Origin of the sequence: Dorea sp. MB18-49, from assembly GCF_023669465.1 — a bacterium.
In the GTDB taxonomy this organism is placed as follows: Bacteria; Bacillota; Clostridia; order Lachnospirales; family Lachnospiraceae; genus Dorea_A; species Dorea_A longicatena.
In genome coordinates this window covers 33,593-56,872 of record NZ_JAMOYX010000013.1, presented here as the reverse complement: position 1 = coordinate 56,872, position 23,280 = coordinate 33,593, and the positions used below count along the sequence as shown (strand labels likewise).

The 23,280-nt window shown below is 41.7% G+C and carries 21 protein-coding genes, 1 tRNA gene and 1 rRNA gene; 11 read left to right on the top strand and 12 right to left on the bottom strand.

Features of this window, described 5'->3' with window-relative positions:
* From NCY30_RS06040 to NCY30_RS06020, 5 genes are all read right to left on the bottom strand, one after another.
* A 16S ribosomal RNA gene (locus NCY30_RS06040) occupies positions 1-228 on the bottom strand; the annotation flags it as partial.
* A 440-nt stretch (positions 229-668) separates the two neighbouring features.
* Positions 669-756, bottom strand: a tRNA-Ser gene (locus NCY30_RS06035).
* 120 nt (positions 757-876) lie between these two features.
* Positions 877-1,587: a lysophospholipid acyltransferase family protein gene (locus tag NCY30_RS06030; protein WP_022416183.1), complete on the bottom strand. Its 711-nt coding sequence runs from the start codon at positions 1,585-1,587 to the stop codon at positions 877-879.
* Complete coding sequence (locus NCY30_RS06025; protein WP_006427117.1) at positions 1,584-2,135, bottom strand: Fe-S-containing hydro-lyase; 552 nt, start codon at positions 2,133-2,135, stop codon at positions 1,584-1,586. Before NCY30_RS06025 ends, NCY30_RS06030 begins: the two co-directional genes overlap by 4 nt.
* A gap of 5 nt (positions 2,136-2,140) precedes the next feature.
* Positions 2,141-2,983: a fumarate hydratase gene (locus NCY30_RS06020; RefSeq protein WP_022416184.1), complete on the bottom strand. Its 843-nt coding sequence runs from the start codon at positions 2,981-2,983 to the stop codon at positions 2,141-2,143.
* 124 nt (positions 2,984-3,107) lie between these two features.
* Here NCY30_RS06020 and NCY30_RS06015 point away from each other — a divergent pair, with 124 nt between their 5' ends.
* Entirely contained in the window at positions 3,108-3,569 is a 462-nt protein-coding gene (locus NCY30_RS06015) for a C-GCAxxG-C-C family (seleno)protein (RefSeq protein WP_022416185.1), read from the top strand.
* Between the two features lie 59 nt (positions 3,570-3,628).
* On the opposite strand, the gene gyrA is transcribed toward NCY30_RS06015, so the two are convergent.
* The 6 genes from gyrA to dnaA all read right to left on the bottom strand — a co-directional run bounded on the left by gyrA (position 3,629) and on the right by dnaA (position 12,484).
* A complete protein-coding gene (gyrA, locus tag NCY30_RS06010) occupies positions 3,629-6,142 on the bottom strand; it encodes a DNA gyrase subunit A (RefSeq protein WP_006427120.1) in 2,514 nt (837 codons plus the stop codon).
* A 54-nt stretch (positions 6,143-6,196) separates the two neighbouring features.
* On the bottom strand, positions 6,197-8,128 hold the full coding sequence (gyrB, locus tag NCY30_RS06005) for a DNA topoisomerase (ATP-hydrolyzing) subunit B (protein ID WP_055215063.1): 1,932 nt from the start codon (positions 8,126-8,128) through the stop codon (positions 6,197-6,199).
* 11 nt (positions 8,129-8,139) lie between these two features.
* Positions 8,140-9,231: a DNA replication/repair protein RecF gene (recF, locus tag NCY30_RS06000; RefSeq protein ID WP_022416186.1), complete on the bottom strand. Its 1,092-nt coding sequence runs from the start codon at positions 9,229-9,231 to the stop codon at positions 8,140-8,142.
* A complete protein-coding gene (locus tag NCY30_RS05995; RefSeq protein WP_022416187.1) occupies positions 9,221-9,430 on the bottom strand; it encodes an RNA-binding S4 domain-containing protein in 210 nt (69 codons plus the stop codon). Before NCY30_RS05995 ends, recF begins: the two co-directional genes overlap by 11 nt.
* 254 nt (positions 9,431-9,684) lie before the next feature.
* The gene (dnaN, locus tag NCY30_RS05990) at positions 9,685-10,794 is read right to left on the bottom strand and encodes a DNA polymerase III subunit beta (protein ID WP_055194955.1); all 1,110 of its coding nucleotides are present in this window, start codon (positions 10,792-10,794) and stop codon (positions 9,685-9,687) included.
* Positions 10,795-11,098: 304 nt separating this feature from the next.
* Positions 11,099-12,484 (bottom strand): chromosomal replication initiator protein DnaA, encoded by a 1,386-nt coding sequence (gene dnaA, locus NCY30_RS05985; RefSeq protein WP_055304320.1) that lies wholly within the window; start codon positions 12,482-12,484, stop codon positions 11,099-11,101.
* Positions 12,485-12,880: 396 nt separating this feature from the next.
* Here dnaA and rpmH point away from each other — a divergent pair, with 396 nt between their 5' ends.
* From rpmH to rsmG, 8 genes are all read left to right on the top strand, one after another.
* On the top strand, positions 12,881-13,015 hold the full coding sequence (rpmH, locus tag NCY30_RS05980) for a 50S ribosomal protein L34 (protein ID WP_021859823.1): 135 nt from the start codon (positions 12,881-12,883) through the stop codon (positions 13,013-13,015).
* A gap of 53 nt (positions 13,016-13,068) precedes the next feature.
* Positions 13,069-13,410 (top strand): ribonuclease P protein component, encoded by a 342-nt coding sequence (gene rnpA, locus NCY30_RS05975; protein ID WP_006427129.1) that lies wholly within the window; start codon positions 13,069-13,071, stop codon positions 13,408-13,410.
* 6 nt (positions 13,411-13,416) lie between these two features.
* The gene (gene yidD, locus NCY30_RS05970) at positions 13,417-13,629 is read left to right on the top strand and encodes a membrane protein insertion efficiency factor YidD (RefSeq protein ID WP_250818553.1); all 213 of its coding nucleotides are present in this window, start codon (positions 13,417-13,419) and stop codon (positions 13,627-13,629) included.
* 32 nt (positions 13,630-13,661) lie between these two features.
* Positions 13,662-14,738: a YidC/Oxa1 family membrane protein insertase gene (gene yidC, locus NCY30_RS05965; RefSeq protein ID WP_243857029.1), complete on the top strand. Its 1,077-nt coding sequence runs from the start codon at positions 13,662-13,664 to the stop codon at positions 14,736-14,738.
* An 11-nt stretch (positions 14,739-14,749) separates the two neighbouring features.
* On the top strand, positions 14,750-15,586 hold the full coding sequence (gene jag / locus NCY30_RS05960; RefSeq protein WP_022416191.1) for an RNA-binding cell elongation regulator Jag/EloR: 837 nt from the start codon (positions 14,750-14,752) through the stop codon (positions 15,584-15,586).
* A 66-nt stretch (positions 15,587-15,652) separates the two neighbouring features.
* Complete coding sequence (gene mnmE, locus NCY30_RS05955) at positions 15,653-17,035, top strand: tRNA uridine-5-carboxymethylaminomethyl(34) synthesis GTPase MnmE (RefSeq protein ID WP_022416192.1); 1,383 nt, start codon at positions 15,653-15,655, stop codon at positions 17,033-17,035.
* Positions 17,001-18,911: a tRNA uridine-5-carboxymethylaminomethyl(34) synthesis enzyme MnmG gene (gene mnmG / locus NCY30_RS05950; RefSeq protein WP_250818552.1), complete on the top strand. Its 1,911-nt coding sequence runs from the start codon at positions 17,001-17,003 to the stop codon at positions 18,909-18,911. Before mnmE ends, mnmG begins: the two co-directional genes overlap by 35 nt.
* Positions 18,912-19,151: 240 nt before the next feature.
* The gene (gene rsmG / locus NCY30_RS05945; protein WP_022416194.1) at positions 19,152-19,865 is read left to right on the top strand and encodes a 16S rRNA (guanine(527)-N(7))-methyltransferase RsmG; all 714 of its coding nucleotides are present in this window, start codon (positions 19,152-19,154) and stop codon (positions 19,863-19,865) included.
* Positions 19,866-20,353: 488 nt separating this feature from the next.
* Here rsmG and NCY30_RS05940 read toward each other — a convergent pair whose 3' ends face one another.
* A complete protein-coding gene (locus NCY30_RS05940; RefSeq protein WP_055182186.1) occupies positions 20,354-21,226 on the bottom strand; it encodes an alpha/beta fold hydrolase in 873 nt (290 codons plus the stop codon).
* 347 nt (positions 21,227-21,573) lie between these two features.
* Between NCY30_RS05940 and NCY30_RS05935 the strand changes: the two genes are divergently transcribed.
* Together NCY30_RS05935 and NCY30_RS05930 are read left to right on the top strand one after the other, a co-directional pair.
* Positions 21,574-22,335: a ParA family protein gene (locus NCY30_RS05935; protein WP_006427138.1), complete on the top strand. Its 762-nt coding sequence runs from the start codon at positions 21,574-21,576 to the stop codon at positions 22,333-22,335.
* A 28-nt stretch (positions 22,336-22,363) separates the two neighbouring features.
* Positions 22,364-23,278 carry a ParB/RepB/Spo0J family partition protein gene (locus tag NCY30_RS05930; RefSeq protein WP_006427139.1) on the top strand — a complete coding sequence of 305 codons (915 nt, stop codon included), beginning with the start codon at positions 22,364-22,366 and terminating at the stop codon, positions 23,276-23,278.
* Positions 23,279-23,280 lie beyond the last annotated feature (2 nt).

Sequence of the window (23,280 nt, the reverse complement as noted above, 5' to 3'; positions counted from 1 at the left end):
AGTTTTTACCACTGTACCATGCGGTACCGTGGTCTTATGCGGTATTAGCAGTCATTTCTAACTGTTATCCCCCTGTATGAGGCAGGTTACCCACGCGTTACTCACCCGTCCGCCGCTCAGTCACAAAAGTCTTCATCCGAAGAATCAAACTTAAGCGCTTCGCTCGACTTGCATGTGTTAAGCACGCCGCCAGCGTTCATCCTGAGCCAGGATCAAACTCTCGTTAAAAATCTTTAATTCCGATTTGACTCGGACTTAAAATCAAGTTCGTTCCAGTTCAAGAAAACTACTAGCTTTCTTATCCCCTTTACTGTTTTAAGGTTCGACATTAAATGTCTGTTCTGAATAATTCTCTTTAGAATTTTCAGGGTTGTTGTCTATTGTTTAATTATCAAGGTTCTTTGTTGTTTCTTGTTCAACAGCTTGTTTAGTATATCACACTCTCAACTGTTTGTCAAGAACTTTTTTAATTTATTTTTCGCTTTCTTTTTACAAATCTTTCAAATAATTTGTTTGCGAAAGCTTGTATATAATACCATGTATTTTATAGACTGTCAAGATGTTTTTTCATCTTTTTTATTTTTCCTTTTAAATACATTTCCCAGTATCATATATGGCCGTAAAAAAACTATCTGAAAGCTCGTTTCAGACAGTTCTCACTGACCTAACGGAGAAAGAGGGATTTGAACCCTCGCGCCGGTTACCCGACCTACACCCTTAGCAGGGGCGCCTCTTCAGCCTCTTGAGTATTTCTCCAGCGAAAGTTATTATATCAAGCCTTTCTACGTATGTCAATTACTTTTTCGCATTTTTCTAATATTTTCTTTACTGGCATATATTTACATTATATATGCCTATTTTCTTTATTCTAAAGATCTAAAGACTACTGTTAATCGTACATTGTATTCTTTCTTTCACTATGGCTGCTATTTCTGTTGTTTTCATATCTTTATATTCATCATAAAGTAATGGTTTTAAGAAATGCACCTGTACATCCACTTGTTCTGTTGTCTTGGAATCAAATGGCACAAAACAATTAACCAGCGCAACTGGCACGATCGGACATTTTGCCCTGGTTGCCGCTTTGAAACTTCCGCCTTTGAATTCCTGTACCTGATTACCCTTTTTAGATCTTGTACCTTCCGGAAAGATAAGAAAGTTCTTTCCCGCTTTTACATCATTGCTTACATTAATAATTACCTGTAAAGACTGACGGACATCCTCTCTGTCAATCATGTAAGCCTTCATACACGCAAAAACCTGTTTAAGAAATGGAACATTAGCCACTTCTTTTTTAGCAACTACCGAAAATGGTCTTGGACACGCTTCCATAATCGCAAGTACATCATAAAGTCCCTGATGATTTGGATAGAACATGAATCCATTATCATCCGGGATGTTCTCCTGTCCATATACTTTAATATTAATATTTCCCGAAGTATTGGCACGATGATCTATGTATCTTAATAATTCATAGTGTTCTTCCTCTGTATACTTTTCAACATGTCTTGCATGATAACATAATTTGTACCAATAAACCGGCACAAACAAAATATTTCTTATAACCATCAGAAGAATTCTTCTCATATCTTTTTGTACTCCCTGATTGCTGTCTCATACAGATTGTTACCTTCGCTGTCAATTACTACGATAACCGGAAGATTCTCTACCTGAAGTTTACGGATAGCTTCCGTTCCAAGATCTTCATATGCAACAACCTCTGATGATTTTATACATTTGGACAATAAGGCACCAGCTCCTCCGATTGCCGCAAGATATACACACCCATTGCGCACAACAGCATCGATTACCGCCTGACTTCTTTTTCCTTTTCCGATCATTGCTGTCTGTCCAAGATCAAGAAGACGTGGTGCATATTTGTCCATACGGCTGGCGGTTGTCGGTCCGGCAGATCCTATTGGACGCCCCTCTCTTGCAGGAGATGGTCCCATATAATAAATTGCCTGATTTTTGATATCAATTGGTAATTCTTCGCCTCTGTCCAATGCTTCGTCCATCCGCTTATGTGCTGCATCTCTGGCAGTATAAATAGTTCCGGTGACATATACATAATCTCCTGCGTGAAGAGATTTTGCTGTTTCTTTTGTAATAGGTGCTGTGATATGCTTTTCCATAGTATTTACACCTCCCTGATAATATGGCGATTTACATGACAACAGATATTGACCGCTACAGGAAGTCCTGCAATATGCGTCGGGTAAGTATTCACATTAACTGCTAATGCGGTTGTCGTTCCGCCAAGTCCGCCCGGGCCGATTCCAAGTTTATTAACTGTATCCAGCATTTCTTCCTCCAGATTTTTAACCCATGGGATCTCAGAGTGTGATCCTGCCTCTCTTGTAAGTGCTTCTTTTGCCATCAGTGCACATTTTTCAAATGTTCCACCTATACCGACTCCGACTACCATTGGCGGACAGGCATTTGGTCCTGCATCCCTGACTGCTGTAAGGATTGCATTCTTTACACCTTCAATTCCGTCTGCCGGTTTCAGCATAAATACACGGCTCATATTTTCACTTCCGAATCCTTTCGGAGCAACTTTTATCTCTACTTTATCTCCCGGAACAATACTGTAATGTATGACTGCCGGTGTGTTATCTTTTGTATTTTCGCGAATGATCGGATCTCCTACAACTGATTTTCTAAGGAAACCTTCCACATATCCCTGGCGTACACCTTCGTTCACGGCATCTTCCAGGCTGCCTCCTTCAAAATGTACATCCTGACCAACTTTCAGAAATACGACTGCCATACCTGTATCCTGACAGATTGGAATCATATCTTCGGCTGCAATCTTTAAATTATCCTGCAGCTGATCTAAAATCTGGCGTCCAAGAGGAGACTGTTCTGTATCCAATGCATGCTTCATCGCCTGATCCATATCCTCTGCCAGAAAATGATTTGCTTTTATGCACATATCTTTTATATTCTGTGTGATCGTATTTATATTAATTATTCTCATCTATATCCTCCGTCCCAAATAAAAAATGCCCTGTCTCATATTCATTTTACCCTCTCCCCATATGATATACAAGTTCTTTTCGCTGTGCTATAATGAATTTAATACATTTTTAGGAGGGGTTGAAATGACAACAAATGTAGATTTAGAGAAACTTCAAAAAGATGCTGTGGATATCTTCAATCAGGGCTTCGCCTGTTCAGAATCCGTAATTTATGCGATCAAGAAGAATTTTGAACTGGATATGTCTGATGATGCGATCGCTATGAGTTCCGGTTTTCCATGGGGACTTGGAGGAGGCGGATGTATCTGTGGTGCGCTTGCCGGAGCAACCATGTGCATCGGCTACTTTTTCGGACGGAAGACACCGGGAGATTCCAAGGTAAACCGCTGTTTCAAGCTTTCGAACGAAATCCACGATTTCTTCAAGGAATACTGTGGTGCAACATGCTGCCGTGTTCTGACAAAAGGCAAAGAGAAGAATTCTCCGGAACGTAAAGCACAGTGTACAGACTTTGTAGCTGCTACTGTGAAGAAGACTGCGGAGATCATTCTTCGTGAACTTGCTGCAGATGAGGCGGAAAAATAAAAATATTTTTTCAAAAAACGAGGCGGAAATTTTTTAATCTTCCGCCTCGTTTTATATCTTTATTCTTCTGTCTCTACGTTCTCTGCATCTTCTGTACTTTCTTCCGGCTCTACCAGATCATCTTCTGATTCATCGCCTCTACGTACTTTTGCGATACAAGCTACTTTATCGCCTTCCGGCAGGTTGATAAGCTTCACTCCGGATGTCACTCTTCCGAGTTCTGAGATTCCGTCACACTTCATACGGATGATGATTCCCTCCGTGTTGATGATCATGATCTCATTGTCCTCATCTACTGCTTTCACACCTACAACGTTACCGGTCTTCTCTGTGATCTTGTAGCACTTCACACCTTTACCGCCGCGGTTCTGGGCTGTGAATTCATCGATGGAAGTACGTTTGCCCATTCCGTATTCTGACACGATCAGCAGTTCTGTTCCCTGTGAGTCGATCTGCATTCCGATCACTTCGTCGCGGTCTACCAGATTCATACCACGGACACCCATGGATGTTCTTCCGGTCGGACGTACATCACTTTCGTTAAAACGGATACACTGTCCATACTTTGTAACCATGAACACATCATGATCGCTGTCTGTGTATTTTACCTCGATCAGCTCATCTTCCTCACGCAGAGTAATTGCTGCAAGTCCTGTCTTTCTGACATTTGCATATTCTTTAATCGGAGTCTTCTTGATGAGACCTTTCTTGGTTGCCATCAGCAGATACTCATCATCGTTATATTTCTCAATCGGAATGACCGCACTGATCTTCTCGCCCGGCATTAACTGCAGCAGGTTCACGATCGCAGTTCCTCTGGATGTTCTGCTTGCTTCCGGAATCTCGTATGCTTTCATACGGTATACACGTCCGGTGTTCGTAAAGAACATCAGGTAATGATGTGTATTGGTCATGAAGAGCTCTTCTACGTAATCCTCATCCAGCTTCTGCATTCCCTTGATTCCCTTACCGCCACGGTTCTGGGCCTTGAATGTATCATGAGACATTCTCTTGATATATCCAAGCTTAGTCATCGTAATGACCACATCTTCTCTCGGGATCAGATCTTCCATGGAAATATCAAATTCATCAAATCCGATGGATGTTCTTCTCTCATCACCGTATTTATCACGGATCACAAGAATCTCTTCTTTGATCACGCCAAGTAATAACTTTCTGTCAGCAAGGATCGCACGTAAATGTTCAATCTGCTCCATCAGTGCTTTATATTCTGCCTCGAGTTTCTCTCTTTCCAGACCTGTCAGAGCACGCAGTCTCATGTCTACGATTGCCTGTGACTGTACGTCTGTCAGTCCGAAACGCTCCATCAATTCTGATTTTGCGATCTGGACCGTCTGGGAACCTCTGATGATCTTGATCACTTCATCGATGTTATCTAATGCGATCAGTAATCCCTTTAAAATATGTGCACGCTCTTCGGCTTTATTTAACTCATACTGTGTACGGCGTGTCACTACTTCTTCCTGATGTTTCAGGTAGTAGTTCAGCATCTCCATCAGGTTCATGACCTTCGGCTCATTGCCGACCAGAGCCAGCATGATCACACCGAATGTGTCCTGAAGCTGTGTATGTTTGTATAACTGGTTCAGAATAACATTGGCATTGGCATCTCTTCGAAGCTCAATGACTACACGCATTCCTTCACGGCTTGACTGGTCACTTAAATCTGTGATTCCGTCAATCTTCTTATCACGTACCAGCTCTGCAATCTTCTCGATCAGTCTTGCTTTGTTAACCATGTAAGGCAGCTCACTTACGATGATACGGCTCTTGCCATTCGGCATCGTCTCGATATCTGTGACCGCACGCACACGGATCTTGCCGCGTCCGGTTCTGTATGCCTCTTCAATTCCTCTTGTTCCGAGGATCATACCACCTGTCGGGAAGTCTGGTCCTTTGATGATCTTTAAGATCTCTTCGATCGTTGTCTCTTCTTTATCCTCGATCTGGTCATCAATGATCTGTACGACTGCATTGATCACTTCACGCAGGTTGTGCGGCGGGATATTCGTCGCCATACCTACAGCGATACCGGAAGTACCGTTGACCAGAAGGTTCGGGAATCTTGACGGCAGAACGGTAGGTTCTTTCTCCGTCTCGTCAAAGTTCGGAATGAAATCAACGGTATTTTTATTAATATCCGCTGTTAATTCCATGGAAATCTTACTCAGTCTTGCCTCTGTGTATCGCATGGCGGCAGCACCGTCACCGTCCACAGAACCAAAGTTACCATGTCCGTCTACCAGCGGGTATCTGGTAGACCATTCCTGTGCCATATTAACCAATGCACCATAGATAGAGCTGTCACCGTGCGGGTGATATTTACCCATCGTATCACCGACGATACGCGCACACTTTCTGTGCGGCTTGTCAGGACCGTTGTTCAGCTCGATCATAGAGTACATGATTCTTCTCTGTACCGGTTTCAAACCATCTCTTACATCCGGCAGGGCACGGGACGCAATAACACTCATCGCGTAGTCGATATAAGAGGTTTCCATTGTCTGTTTCAGATCCACTTCGTGGACTTTGTCAAATATATTGTCTTCCATCAATCTCTCAGAGATTTAATTATCCCTGTTCCTCCTTTCTTCTACACGCTTATATTATACATCCAGATTCTTAACGTATTTTGCATTCTCAACGATGAACTCACGTCTTGGCTCTACTTTGTCACCCATCAGTGTCGTAAATGTCAAGTCCAGTTCGCTCGTTGTCTCATCATCCATCGTTACACGTAATAGAATACGGTGTTCCGGATCCATGGTTGTCTCCCAGAGCTGTTCTGCATCCATCTCTCCAAGACCTTTGTAACGCTGGATCTTATTATTACCGTCACGGCCGACTTCATTGATGATATTACTCAGTTCTTCGTCACTGTATGCATACCATACCTTCTTGTTCTTCTCAAGCTTATAAAGCGGCGGCTGTGCCAGATATACATACCCCTGCTTGATAAGCTCCGGCATGAACCGGTAAATGAACGTCAGAAGCAGTGTACTGATATGTGCACCGTCCACGTCGGCATCGGTCATGATGATGATCTTGTGATAACGCAGTTTGGAAATATCGAAATCTTCATGGATTCCTGTACCAAATGCAGTGATCATCGCCTTGATCTCGGCATTGCCGTAGATCTTATCCAGTCTTGCCTTCTCTACGTTCAGGATCTTACCACGCAGTGGAAGGATTGCCTGCGTCGCACGGTCACGTGCTGTCTTCGCAGAACCGCCGGCGGAATCTCCCTCTACGATGTAGATCTCGCAGTTCTCCGGATTCTTATCCGAACAGTCTGCAAGCTTTCCAGGAAGTGCCATATTATCCAGTGCTGATTTTCTACGTGTCAGGTCTCTTGCCTTTCTTGCAGCCTCTCTCGCGCGCTGGGACATCACAGATTTCTCTACGATGATCTTACCAACGGCCGGATTCTGCTCAAGGAAGATCTCAAGCTGCTTGCTGACTACATTGTCAACCGCACCTCTTGCCTCGCTGTTACCAAGTTTCTGCTTGGTCTGGCCTTCAAACTGTGGATCCTCGATCTTGACGCTGATGATCGCGGTCAGGCCCTCACGGATATCTTCACCGCTTAAGTTCGGCTCATTGTCACGCAGAAGCTTGTTCTTTCTTGCATAATCATTAAATGTCTTTGTGATCGCATTACGGAATCCGACAACGTGTGTTCCACCTTCCGGAGTCGTAATGTTATTGACAAATCCATACGTATTGTCACTGTAAGAATCGTTGTGCTGCATAGCCACTTCGACAGACACATTATTTACCATACCTTCACAGTAAATGATCTGCTCATAAAGCGGTGTCGCACTGCGGTTCAGGTAAGTAACGAATTCTTTGATTCCGCCTTCGTAGTGGAATGTTCTTTCTTTCGGCTCTTCCTCACGGTCGTCCTTCAATACGATTTTCAGTCCTTTTGTCAGGAATGCCATCTCGCGGAATCTCTGTTTCAGAACATTAAAATCAAAGATCGTTGTCTCAAAAATGGTATCATCCGGCAGGAATGTTACTTTTGTACCGGTCTTTCCTTCTTCACAGTCACCGATCACGGTCAGTTTCTCCATAACTTTTCCGCGCTCGTAACGCTGCTGGTATACTTTACCCTCGTGGTAGATCTCAACTTCCAGCCAGTTGGAAAGCGCATTTACAACAGACGCTCCAACACCGTGAAGTCCACCGGATACCTTGTATCCTCCACCACCGAATTTACCTCCTGCATGCAGCACGGTAAATACAACTTCTACCGCAGGAAGTCCTGCTTTGTGGTTGATACCAACCGGAATTCCACGTCCATTATCGATAACGGTCACCGAATTGTCTTTATTGATTGTTACATAAATCGTATCACAGAAGCCCGCCAAAGCTTCGTCTACGGCATTATCGACGATCTCGTATACAAGATGATGCAAGCCTCTGGCTGATGTACTTCCAATGTACATACCAGGACGTTTGCGGACTGCCTCAAGACCTTCCAATATCTGAATTTCATCTGCGCCGTATTCATGCTGTACTTTTTCTGTACCCATTCTCAGTCCTCCTAGTTTTCTTTCGTTACCTGCCCGTTCTGGACATGGAACACTTTGTTTATTGAAAAGCGGTGATTTACAAAATCCTCAACACCCGTACAGGTGATCAAAGTCTGTATATCATGTATGCTGTCTAACAAATAGTTTTGCCTGTGTTTATCAAGTTCAGACAATACATCGTCAAGTAAAAGTATCGGGGTGTCATGTGTTGCCAGTTTGACCAGCTCGATCTCCGACAGTTTCAAAGACAGGGCAGCCGTTCTCTGCTGTCCCTGGGAACCATATTTGCGGATGTCCATATCACCGATCAGAAAGCCGATGTCGTCCCTGTGCGGCCCCACCGTTGTACTCTTCATCCGCAGATCTCTCTCCCGGTACCGGTTCAGTGCCTGTTCAAATGGCAGATCTCCCGTACTTGGCTCGTATATGATCTTCAGGCTTTCTTTACCGCCGGTCAGTCTTTGGTGAATCTTTGCAATGATCCCATTGATCTGTTCGACAAATTCTTTTCTTCTGGCAATCAGCCTTTCCCCATATTGTACCATCTGCAGCTCCCATATTTCCAGTGTATCCGAAAGATCTTTCTTTCCGCCGAAACTGAGCTCTTTCAGCAGATGGTTTCGCTGATTCACGATCCGGTTGTAATTCGACAGATTATTCAGGTACACCTTATCAAGCTGCGAAAGCTCCAGATCTATGAATCTTCTTCTCTCTGCCGGCCCGTTCTTGATAATGTTCAGATCTTCCGGCGAGAAAAATACAAGATTCACAATTCCGAAAAGTTCGCTTGCTTTCCGGATCGGCATCTTATTGATGGCAATCCCTTTCGGACTGTTCTTCTTCAGGTGCATATCGATCTGATAACTGATTCCGTTCTTTTCCACCACGGTTTCGATGTGTGATTCATCCTCGCCGAAACGGATCATATCCCTGTCCTTCGACCCGCGGTGGGACTTGGTCGTTCCGGACAGATACACAGCCTCCAGAATATTCGTCTTCCCCTGGGCATTGTTCCCGTAAAAAATATTCGTAGAACCATCAAACTCCACATTCAGAAGATCATAATTTCTAAAATTCTTTAATTTCAGGGAATTAACCTTCAATTCTGATCTCTTCTCCGTCAAATAATACAACATCTCCGCCGTATAACTTACGTCCGCGGCGTGTATCTGTCTCGCCATTTACCATGACAAGACCTTCCTGGATCACTTCTTTGGCTTCTACTCCGGATTCCACCATTCCTGTAGCTTTCAAAGCCTGTCCAAGCTTGATATATTCATCTCGTAATCTAATTGTCTCCATATGTCTCGCATTCCTCTCCCGGGATTCTCCCATATCTTATAAGCATAACTTATAGATAAATTTTATCAGATCAGCCAGGCTATATCTGATCCATCTATCAAAAAGCGTTCTGTTGTATGCATTTTGTTGTATTTTTATGCACATTTTTTCTGTTTTTCAGTTGTTTTTCATTATACTTATCGCTAAATCTTTTTGCAAGTATTCCTGCGTTTTTGTTTTATCTTTTAATCTTCTTCCAGATATTCCATTCCCGTTTATGCTGCAGCATTAAAGTTAACAGGAAGGATCAGGTAGATATAGCTTTCTCCATCATCTTTGATGAAGCAAGGTGCTTTCGCATTCATCAGATAAATTGTTACTTCTTCGTCGTCGATAACACGAAGTGCATCGATCAGGAATTTCGGATTGAATCCGATCAGCAGATCTTTTCCCTCTTTTGTGATCATAATCTCTTCATTCATGGATCCGATCTGGGATTTGATCTTTAATTCCATAAGTTCGTCACCGATATTGATGATGATTGGTTTCTTGTCTCCTTCTTTTACCAGAAGTGTTGCTCGGTCGATACAGTTGAGCAGCTCTTTTTTATTAATTCTGACTTTTGTCTCATAATCATTTGACAACATCTGATCGATTCTGAAATATTCACCTTCGATCAGACGTGATACAACGATCGTGTTATCAAATTCGAACACGATATGATTCTTTGTATATGAAATCGATACCACATTTTCAGCCTCACCCGAAAGGATCTTACTGATCTCGATCAGTGTCTTTCCAGGTACAACAAGCTTTCTGTCAGCTACGCTTTTTTTCAATGGCACTTTTCGAATGGAAATTCTGTGTCCGTCCAGCGAAACAACTTTCAGAATATTATCACTGATGTCGAACAATTCTCCAGTCATAAGTTTATTACTTTCACTGTCAGAAATAGAGAAAATTGTCTGACGGATGACTTCTTTCAATGTGAATTGAGAGACTTCTATAGAATCTTCTTTCTCAATAATTGGTAAGTAAGCAAATTCATCGCCAGGTTTACCGGCAATATCAAATTTTGCTTTTTCACATGTGATGACTGTCTGAAGATTATCTAAAGTTTCGATCGTTACTTCATTATCCGGAAGTTTTCTAACGATCTCTGAAAAAATCTTTGCATCGATAGCGATCATTCCGCGATCAATAATGTCTCCGGAAATTTCTGTCTGGATACCAAGTTCCATATCATTCGCTGTTAATTTGATAATATCTGTTGTTGCATCAATAAGAATACATTCAAGGATTGGCATTGTTGTTTTAGATGGAACTGCTTTGGAAACAATACTGACACCTTTGACCAGATTGGATTTACTGCAGGTAATTTTCATATGTGTATAACTCCTTTCGCACGTGTGTGATAGATAAATAAATAAAATAGTTTCCGCCTCAGCCGTATTAGGGGATGTGGAAAAGAGGAAAAGTGCCTCTAGCCCAGTGTTTGCAAGGAATTTTGGCTTTGAAAACTTTGTGGAATTCGACTGGATTTTATGTGGAACGACTGTTGAAAACTTTTTCGTTTCTAAAGACAGGTGTAAAATCCCTGGGGTTTTCCCAAGGCTGTCCCATAGTTATCCACATGTCAGACGCAGATTTTCCCCATAGTTATTCACAGGCCAAAATGGCAAAATAAGGCTAAGCCGGATTGATTTTCTTCTTTATAATATTAATAGTGTTAGAAAGAGTCTCATCCGCCTTTAATTCGTTCTCGATTTTCTCAATCCCATGCTTGATGGTAGAGTGATCCTTGCCCCCAAGAATGACACCGACTGCTTTTAATGAAGTTTCTGTCATATTTCGGATCAGATACATGGCAATCTGGCGCGGAAATACGATCTCGGCGTTACGTTTATTCCCTTTCAGATCAGAAATAGATACACCAAAATGTTCGGAAACGATGTCCAAAATCAGTTCCGGTGTAACTTCTCTGCGATTATCCGAAGAAATGATATCTTTTAAGGCCTCTGCTGCAAGGGCAATATCGATAGAACCGGTGTTGTTCAGTTTATAAAGAGCAATCAGTTTATTAAGAGACCCTTCAAGTTCTCGGATATTTGTCTTAACGTTCGTTGCGATATATTCGAGTACATCATTCGGAATATTGTATTTTTCCAGATGATCCAGCTCGATCTTCTTCTGTAATATCGCCATACGGGTTTCATAATTAGGTGATGAAATATCAGCAATCAGACCCCACTCAAAGCGCGTACGAAGTCTGGCCTCCAAAGTTTCAATATCTTTCGGCGGCTTATCAGACGATATGATGATCTGCTTTCCGGATGTATGCAGATGGTTAAATGTGTGGAAGAATTCTTCCTGTGTACTTTCTTTTCCGATAATGAATTGGATATCATCGATCAAAAGTACGTCATTATTACGGTATTTATCGCGGAATTTCGACATTGCGGACTCGTTTCCGGCGGTTTTTCCGTTTTTGAGAGCTTCGATCAGCTCATTGGTAAATGTCTCGCTGGTTACATAGAGGACTTTTTTCTTTGGATTCTTGTCCAGAATAAAATGTGCAATTGAGTGCATCAAATGAGTCTTTCCAAGTCCAACACCTCCATATAAGAAGAGGGGATTGTATACTTCTCCCGGAGATTCGGCTACAGCAAGGGAAGCTGCATGGGCGAAATTATTGTTACCGCCGACAACGAAGGTATCAAAAGTATACTTCGGATTAAGCCCGGCTTTTTCCGCAGCACTTTTGCTTTTTTTCTTCTGATTTGCTTCAATGGCCATATTCTGAATCTCGTTCAGTCTGTCATCATCCTCGGAAATGAAGACAACTTCATATTCAGTTCCAGTAATCTCCGCAATACATACTTTTAATGGAAGCTGATATTTTTTTTCAATATATTCTACACTCGCATTCATATTTACTAATATAAATACGGTATTGTCTACGACATCGTAAACTTTCAATGGTTGGATCCACGTATTGAACGATACATTGGACAACTCATGTTCGACCCTGAGATGTTCGATAATTTCAGGCCATTTTTCCTTTACTGTATTCATCATATTTACTCCTAATCTGTCTGATTCGCGGATTTTCACCTATAAACCCACTCTTCTACATTGTACATCAAAAAGTTGCTTTAGGCAATCTTTTATCGCTATGCTTTGGCAACTGGCAGTTTCTCTTGATGTAGATTTGAAATATGTGGAAAACTCAATCCCAATTATCAACACTTGTAAAATGCGCATGAAATGGGGAAAAAATCTAAAAAAATATATGATTTCCACACGTTATCCACAAAAATCCACAAAGTTTTCCACAAAATGTGGATAAATATATTTTTAAAATTTAAGGAATAGCTTGACGTAGAGCGGTTTTTTTTATATAATCAAGGCTGATGTCTTATGAAAATTAGGGGGCAAGCCCCTTGGAATAAAATAAGGAGGTGGATATCCATGAAGATGACATTCCAGCCAAAGAAGAGACAGAGAGCTAAAGTACATGGCTTCAGATCTAGAATGAGCACAGCAGGTGGAAGAAAAGTACTTGCTGCAAGAAGAGCAAAAGGAAGAAAGAAATTATCAGCGTAGGCCGCATATATGTGGCCTTTTCTTCTACTCAGAAAAATTAGGAGAATAAGACAATGAAGTATTCCGAATCACTGAAAAAGAACAAAGATTTCCAATATATATATAGAAAAGGGAAATCTTACGCCAACAAATATCTGGTCATGTATGTACTGGAAAATGGGACAAGTCAGAATCGATTAGGAATATCTGTAAGCAAAAAAGTAGGAAACAGTATAGTACGGCACAGATTAACAAGATTAATCCGAGAAAGCTATAGACTGCAAGAAGAACGATTCAGATGTGGATTAGATATAATTGTTATAGCAAGAATAGGCGCCAAAGGAAAAGATTATAAAGATATTGTCGGCGCAATGCTCCATCTGGGTCATCTTCATAAGATTATAGATGAGGGGTAACGTATTATGAAGAAGATTCTGCTCACTGGTATCAGATTTTATCAGAGATATCTGTCTCCGATAAAGGGTGGTTCCACCTGTAAATTTTATCCGACCTGTTCTCAGTATGCGAAAGAGGCAATTGAGAAATACGGCGTATTAAAAGGAGGACGACTGGCGGTGTGGAGAATTCTGCGTTGTAATCCGTTTACCAGAGGAGGTTACGACCCTGTTCCTTAAAAAGATTACAACTACATATGGAGGAAAAAATTATGGTACCAAGTTTACTGACTGCCGCTAACTGGCCGATTGTCGGACAGCTTTGCTGGATTCTGGGTAAGGTAATGAACTTTATCTATAATTTCCTGGACAAATGTCTGCCAAGCGATAGCGGGCTGGTAGGTCTGTCGATTATTCTGTATACGATTTTTGTGTATACATTATTACTTCCACTTACGATTAAGCAGCAGAGAACATCCAAGATGTCTTCTGTTATGAATCCGGAGATTCAGGCTATACAGAAGAAGTATAAAAATAAGAAAGACCAGGCGTCCATGATGAAACAGCAGGAAGAGATTCAGCAGGTGTACGATAAATATGGTACATCGATGTCAGCAGGATGCCTTCCGTTACTGATTCAGATGCCGCTGTTATTTGCTTTGTACCCGGTTATCTATAATATCCAGAAATATGTTCCGGAGATCAAGACAGCTCCAAAGGCTGTAAATGTATTCCTGACACTTCCGGATCTGACTATCTCACCTATGCAGATGATCAAGAACAGCGGAAACTATGGTTTCCCGGCAATCGTGATCATTATTACTGCGATTTTACTTCCGGTATTATCAGGTCTGACACAGTATGGAAGTATCAAGCTTTCACAGGCTATTTCAGGCCAGCAGCTGGACAAAGATAACCCGATGGCGTCTACAATGAACACGATGAATATCACAATGCCACTGTTTTCGGTATTTATGGTATTCTCACTTCCGACAGGTATCGGTCTGTACTGGATCGTCAGTGCGGTAGTACGTTGTGTTCAGCAGGTATTTATCAATAAGCACTTAAGCAAGATTTCTGTAGAAGAGATTCTGGAGCAGAATAAGGAAAAGGCTGAGGAAAAACGTGTAAAACGTGGCGAGAAGAATGAACGTATCGCAGCAATGGCTCAGATGAATACCAAGAATATGAACAATCAGAACCAGAAGAAGAGACAGAGTACATCGAACCTGAGTGAAAAAGAAAGAGAAGCCAAGGTAGAAAACGCACACAAGAAAGCTGAAAATGCGAAGAAAGGAAGTCTCGCATCAAAAGCAAACATGGTGAAGAAATTTAACGAAAATGATTAGGGGGCGCTGTCATGGAGGATTACATTACTGTATCGGCAAAGACATTGGACGATGCGATCACCGAAGCGTTAGTTCAGTTAGGTGTAACAAGTGATCGCTTAGATTATATTGTTGTTGAAAAAGGAAGCGAAGGTTTCCTTGGAATCGGAAGAAAGCAGGCAGTAATCAAAGCCCGCAGAAAACGAGAAGAAAAACCGGTTGAAGAGACAGTGGAAGAAAGTAAAGTTGAAACACCGGTAAAAGAAGAAGTAAAACCAGAGAAGAAGACAGAGAAGAAGCCGGCAAAAGAGCATTCTCATACAAAGAAAAATGTAAGAGAAGAAAAACCGGAAGTAAAATCTGAGCCAAAGAAAGAAGTAGAACTTGCAAAAGTTGAACCACAGACGATCGAGACATGTGAAAAGTTCATTTACGATGTGATGAATGCAATGGGCATGGATGATGTAAAAGTTACATCTGTTGTAGATGAAGAAGGAGCACTTTCCATCAATATGGAAGGAAGCAACATGGGTATCCTGATCGGAAAACGCGGACAGACACTTGATTCTCTGCAGTATCTTACAAATCGTGTTGCCAACAAGATGCAGGATGGCTATGTAAGAGTGAAACTCGATACAGAGGATTACAGAAGAAGAAGAAAAGAAACACTGGAAAATCTTGCAAAGAACATTGCAAGCAAAGTAAAGAGAACAAGAAAGACAGTTTCTCTTGAGCCAATGAATCCATACGAGAGAAGAATCATTCACTCTGCGCTGCAGTCTGACCCGGCAGTATCCACACACAGTGAAGGTGAAGAGCCGTACAGAAGAGTTGTGGTAACACTGGTAAGAAACAGAAATAATCGATAATTAAGAGACAGGGGTCTTTAAGCGGCCCCTGTCTTTTTTTCACTCAAATGTATATTGGAGGAAATTATGGAACAATTATATAACTCCACGATTGCCGCAATATCTACGGCAATGAGTAATTCGGGAATAGGAATTGTACGAATGAGCGGACCGGAAGCATTTCAGATCGCAGACCGGGTATATAAGGGGAAAAAAGAGAAAAAACTATGTGATCAGAAGTCACATACCATTCATTATGGATATATTGTTGATGGAGAACAGGTAATTGACGAGGTCCTGGTCATGCTGATGCGCGGGCCGCACAGCTATACCGGTGAAGACACGGTAGAGATCAACTGTCACGGCGGTGTCTATGTGGTAAAACGAATTCTCGAACTCCTGATCAAAAACGGTGCACGCCCGGCAGAGCCGGGAGAGTACACTAAGCGTGCATTCCTGAACGGAAGACTGGATCTTTCGCAGGCAGAAGCAGTTGGTGATCTGATCGCATCGCAGAACGAATATGCACTGCAGAGTTCGGTAAGCCAGTTAAAAGGAAATATCAAAGATAAGATCAGCGAAATGCGCGAAAAGATCCTGTATCATACTGCATTTATCGAGACTGCACTGGACGATCCGGAGCATATCAGTGTTGACGGCTATGGAGAAACACTGAAAAAAGTCGTCGATGAGATCATGGAAGCAATGAAAAGATTGCTAGATAGCTGTGATGATGGTAGGATTATAAAAGAGGGCGTACGCACAGTCATCCTCGGAAAACCGAATGCGGGAAAATCCTCTCTGTTAAATGTACTTCTCGGAGAAGACCGGGCAATCGTTACTGATATTGCCGGTACGACAAGAGATGTACTGGAAGAACACCTGAATCTGAAGGGCATTTCCTTAAATATTATGGATACTGCCGGTATCCGTGATACGGAAGATGTGGTGGAGAAGATCGGTGTTGATCGTGCGAAAGAATATGCGGATAAGGCAGACCTGATCCTGTATGTGATCGATGCATCCAGACCACTGGATGAAAATGATGCAGAGATCCTGCATCTGATCAAAGGCAAACGTGCGATCATCCTGTTAAATAAATCCGATCTGGATATGCAGGTGACAAAAGAACAGGAAGAACTGCCGGAAGAATTTCCGGTGATCGAGATCTCTGCAAAGAATGTACAGGGAATCGAAGAGCTGGAAGATACGTTAAAGGAGATGTTCTTCCAGGGAGAACTGACATTTAATGATGAAATCTATATTACAAATGTGAGACAGAAAACAGCGCTTCAGGATGCATATGCTGCACTGGAACGTGTGAATGACAGCATTGCCGCGGATATGCCGGAGGATTTCTATTCGATCGACCTTATGGATGCGTATGAAGCTCTCGGTAATATCACCGGCGAAACGATAGGAGAAGATTTGGTTAATGAGATATTCAGCAAATTCTGTATGGGAAAATAAAGATAAATATGATGTCGTAGTCATCGGTGCCGGCCACGCAGGTTGTGAGGCAGCACTGGCGACGGCGAGACTGGGCTTTCAGACACTGGTATTTACCGTAAGTGTGGACAGCATTGCGATGATGCCGTGTAATCCGAATATCGGTGGAAGCTCGAAAGGACATCTGGTAAGAGAGCTGGATGCCCTTGGCGGAGAGATGGGAAAGGTCATCGACCGTACATTTATCCAGTCAAAAATGTTAAATAAATCCAAGGGTCCTGCGGTACATTCGCTCCGTGCACAGGCGGACAAAGCAGTGTACAGCAGAACGATGCGCCGCGTACTGGAGGCTCAGGAGAACCTGGAGATCAAACAGGGAGAGGTTGCCAATCTCCTTGTGGAAGATGGAAAGATCACGGGAGTGCAGACATTTTCCGGTGCAACATATCACTGTAAGGCGGTTATCATCTGTAGCGGAACTTACCTGAAAGCACGATGCATTTATGGTGATGTGAGTCAGTATACAGGCCCGAACGGACTGCAGGCGGCCAATCATCTGACTGACTGTCTGAAAGAACTGGGCATTAAAATGTACCGTTTTAAGACAGGAACACCTGCCAGAGTAGACCGGAAAACAGTTGATTTCAGCAAGATGGAAGAACAGTTCGGAGATGAAAGAGTGGTACCATTTTCATTTACCACGAATCCGGACGATGTGCAGATCGACCAGGCATCCTGCTGGCTGACTTATACAAATGAGACGACACATGAGATCATCCGTGCCAATCTGGACAGATCGCCGTTATATTCCGGCATGATCGAGGGTACGGGACCGAGATATTGTCCGTCTATCGAAGATAAAGTGGTAAAATTTGCGGACAAAAAACGTCATCAGGTATTCCTGGAACCGGAAGGGTTGGAGACGGATGAGATGTACATCGGAGGAATGTCAAGTTCGCTGCCTGAAGACGTACAGTATGCAATGTACCGCAGTGTTCCGGGACTGGAGCATGTGAAGATCGTGCGGAATGCGTATGCGATCGAGTATGACTGTATCGATGCGAGACAGTTAAAACCATCACTGGAATTCCGCAATATCAGCGGCTTATTCAGTGCCGGTCAGTTCAACGGAAGCTCGGGCTATGAAGAAGCTGCCGCACAGGGCCTTATAGCGGGCATAAATGCCGCCAGAAAGCTGCAGGGCAAGGAATCCTTAGTGTTAGACCGCTCAGAGGCTTATATCGGCGTTCTGATCGATGATCTGGTTACAAAGGAAAGCCATGAACCGTACCGTATGATGACTTCGAGAGCAGAATATCGTCTGCTCCTTAGACAGGATAATGCGGACCAGCGTCTGACGGAAAAAGGCTATGAAGTCGGTTTGATCTCACAGGAGCGTTATGACCGTCTGAAAGAGAAAGAAAGACTGATCGAGTCTGAGATCGAAAGATTAAAGAATGCCTATGTCGGAACCAGTGAAAAGGTACAGGAACTTCTGGAATCTTATGAAAGTACACCTTTGAATTCAGGAAGCAGTCTGGCAGAACTGATAAGGAGACCGGAATTATCTTACGAAGCTGTTACGGATATTGATGTGACGAGACCGGAACTTCCGAAAGATCTGGCAGCAGAAGTGATCGAGCAGGTGGATATTTCTATGAAATATGACGGTTATATCCAACGTCAGAAACGCCAGGTAGAGCAGTTCAAGAAGATGGAGAATAAGAAAATTCCGGAAGATATGGACTATGATGCAGTGAACAGCCTTCGTATTGAGGCAGTTCAGAAGCTGAAAGAGTACAGACCGGTGTCAATCGGGCAGGCATCGCGTATCTCTGGTGTATCTCCGGCAGATATATCAGTATTGCTTGTGTATCTGAGCGGAAATCACAGATAAGAAATCATAGATAAATTAATAAATGTGATGAAAAAGTAAGAAAAGCGGGATGAGTAGCTGTAATATAATGAAGTATATCAGTAAGAAAAACACCTAACACAAAAATAAATGTATTAATATTAACATACGCTAAAAATATAATTACACAGTAAATATAATGATAAGTATATAAAATGAATAAGACGAAAAATCATACATTTTATATACTTATTAATTTTAGAGAGAAAAAAGGAGAAAAATATGGACCAGATTTTGAAAAAAAGCCTGGAAAAGATAGGGATAGAGATCACAGACGAGCAGAAAGAGCAGTTTGATACCTATCATAAGCTTCTTGAAGAGTGGAATAAGGTGATGAACCTGACCGGAATCACAGAATATGAAGAAGTTGTAGAGAAGCATTATGTAGATAGCTTGTCGATTGTAAAAGTAATGAATATGAATCATGTGGATACAGTGATCGATGTGGGTACAGGAGCTGGTTTTCCTGGATTACCGCTGAAAATTGCATTCCCACATCTGAAAGTAACATTACTGGATTCACTGAATAAGCGGATTAAGTTCCTCAATACGGTGATTGAAGAGCTGGGGCTGGAAGATATCCACACAATTCATGGAAGAGCAGAAGATTATGCCAAAGATGCAGCATATAGAGAGAAGTATGATCTGTGTGTATCCAGAGCAGTTGCAAATCTGGCGACATTGAGTGAATATTGCCTTCCTTATGTAAAAGTAGGCGGTATGTTTATACCTTATAAATCAGGTGAGATTGATGAAGAGGTAAAAGGATCGAAAAAAGCGGTGAAGGTGCTTGGAGGAGAGATAGAAGATGTAGTGAAATTCGAATTGCCGGGAACGGATATCGGAAGATCCTTTGTAAAGATCCACAAAGTGAAGAATACGGCTAAGAAGTATCCGAGAAAGGCAGGGATGCCTTCAAGGGAGCCGATTGTTTAATCGTTGGGGAAATGGCTTACCCCGGGATGGAATGAAAATGAGATAGGGATTCCTGTGCTGATTCGGTTATGGGGAAATTCTAAAGCAAATAAATTGGCCTAAAAGCAGCCATCAAAAATCCAAAACTCGCGTTCGCTCAGACAATGGATTTTTGATGACTAACGGCCAATTTATTTACTTAAGAATTTCCAACCATGACCTCATATGCACAGGAATCCCTATCTCATTTTTATTCCATCTGGTTTTCGCGGGCGGCAATGATTAAATAATGAGAGTGTAGGGGTGGTGTGGATATGAGGATAGGTGTTGGAAGCAGAGGGAGAAAAATTGGTAAAAGGGAGAATGTTTCACGTGAAACATTCTCCCTTTGTACGTGTGTAGGTTACTGGTGGATGGAATGCATAATAATAACTGAGCTTGTTTGTAAATGTTAATGATAGTCTTTGAAATAGTAATTAGCTTATACTATATCAGCGCAAATCCTTGAATTAGCAATTGTCGCTTAATAATAAATCTATTTGTTCCAGGAATGCAGTGGCATTTTCGCGTTGTGGAAGTAATCCGCTGCCTGGGACTTCGAGGTGTTCGATAGATGGAAGTATGTGGCAGTATTCGGTGGCTTTTTGTGATGTTTCTGGTGCGTTTTTACCTGTGATTACTGCAATTGAGGTTGTAAGTCCTTCGAGACAGTGGGCAACATTTACAGTTGTGTAATGTCCTAAAATGCTGGCGTAGAGATATTTACACTCTGCTGAGTCGGAAAGAGCGGTGTTGCGTGCGCCAACATTATAAATAAATGTTCCATATATAGGGATATTTATTATCTTTGCAAGTAGTTTTGATTTGTGATTTGGAGCTTTTGCAAGTGCATGTGTGCTTTCCGGACAAACCAGAATAATATGGTCAATCTGGTCGGCTATATTCTGACAGGCAGCTGTTACAAAGGAGGCTGAAGCCCCGGTAGCTACGATATCTGTCTTTTCACCTATAATATCACGAATAAAATCAGTAAGCAGTTGAACATACAGATAGCAGGTATATGTAATTGCGGGCTTGTCGGATTTGCCGCATCCGAGAAGGTCTATCGTATATACTGTGTGTTCTTTGGAAAGAGTACCGATTACTTTATCCCATTCCATAGAAGAACTGTAATGATTCAGATCATGAATAAGAAGAACCGGAGAACCAGTTCCTTCTTTTTTATAATATATATTTCCAAATTTCCAATTATAGTAATTGGATTCATCTTCTTCTGAATGTTCATCGGAGGCGTTGAATATGAATTTATTTATTACATGGAATGCTAAGGTTGTCGTTCCAATTGCTGTTGAGATGAATAATAATGTCTTTTTCCAGTTCATGCTGATACCTCACTTTCTTTTCCTAATTATACTATATTTACTTATGAATTGGAAGATTGCCTTTACAAAATGAGCATAAAATGAACAAAGTGAAGGAAATAGGACATTTTACTTGGAATATATGAAAAGAAGGGACACGAATAATAAAGCAAGTGGTAAAAACAAATGTTTCACGTGAAACATTCACAAAAATCGTATGTCACACAAAGATAACGAAAATAATATATAGAACGGTTTTATATTTATGGAAAAGGGAAAATCTATGTTTCACGTGAAACATTTTCTGGATAAGTATTCTGAAAAGTGATATACTAGAATCATGTGAAATAAGGGAAGGTGATAATTAAATGGGACGAGTTATAGCCGTTGCGAACCAAAAAGGTGGCGTTGGAAAAACAACGACAGCTATTAATCTGTCGGCATGTCTTGCTGAAAAAGGACAAAAGGTTCTTGCTATTGATATGGATCCGCAGGGCAATATGACGAGTGGATTAGGAATAGACAAAGATGAAGTTGAAAAGAATATCTATGATCTTATGATTGGTCAGGCTGGTGTAGATGAAGTTCTGCAAAAGGAAGCAATTGAAAATCTGGATGTGATACCGACAAGCATTGACCTCTCGGCTGCTGAAATTGAACTGATCGGTGTGGATGATAAAGAATTTATTATAAGAAATGCAGTTCAGCCGATCAAAGATGATTATGATTATATCATTATTGATTGTCCGCCATCGTTAAGTATGCTGACGATCAATGCAATGACAACAGCAGATTCTGTACTGGTTCCGATTCAGTGTGAGTATTACGCACTTGAAGGGTTGAGTCAGTTAATACATACAGTGGAGCTTGTAAAAGAAAGGCTGAATCCTGTTCTGGAGATTGAAGGAGTTGTATTTACTATGTATGATGCACGAACCAATCTTTCACTCCAGGTAGTGGAAAATGTAAAGGAAAACCTGCAACAGAACATCTATAAGACGATTATTCCTAGAAATATCCGATTGGCTGAAGCACCAAGTTATGGTATGCCGATTAATCTGTATGATCCAAAGTCTACAGGAGCAAGCGCATATCAGAGACTGGCGGATGAAGTTATGAATAGAGAGTAAATGAAAGATGTAATGTAGGAGGAAACGAATGCCAATAAAGAAAAAAGGATTGGGGAAAGGACTGGACAGTCTGATTCCTGATAATAAGAGCATGAAGTCTGTTACATCGGAAAAAACTGTGGAATCAAAAGAAGATGCAGCAGCTAAATCCGGTGTACAGGTAATGAAAATTAATGAGGTTGAGCCAAACAGAGACCAGCCGAGAAAGAATTTTGATGAAGATGCTCTCCTTGAACTTTCGGATTCGATTAAGCAATTTGGTGTGTTACAGCCATTGCTTGTTCGAAAAAGAAAAGATTACTATGAGATCATTGCGGGCGAAAGAAGATGGAGAGCTGCAAAACTTGCCGGAGTAAAAGAGGTTCCTGTGATTGAAAAGGAATATACAGATCAGGAAATTCTTGAGATAGGTTTGATTGAGAACATTCAGAGAGAAAACTTGAATCCGATTGAAGAAGCAATTGCATACAAGAGACTTCTGGAGGAATTCAATCTGAAACAAGATGAAGTCGCAGAGAGAGTATCGAAGAGCAGAACAGCCGTAACGAACTCTATGCGTTTGCTGAAACTTAGTGATAAAGTTCAACAGATGATCATTGACGACATGATTTCAACGGGACATGCAAGAGCATTGCTGGCCATTGACGATCCTGAGCTTCAGTACACACTGGCAAATAAGATATTTGACGAAAAACTCAGTGTAAGAGAAACTGAGAAATTGGTCAAAGAAATAAAAAATCCAAAGAAGCCGAAAGAAAAGAAACCGGTGGCCAATTCATTTATTTACCAGGATCTGGAAGAGAAAATGAAGAGTGTATTTGGAACAAAGGTAAGTATAGCATCAAAAGGAAAGGGAAAAGGTAAGATAGAGATAGAATATTATTCAGATGACGAATTAGAACATCTGTTCGATATGATGATGAGCATTAAAAGAGGAGAGTAATT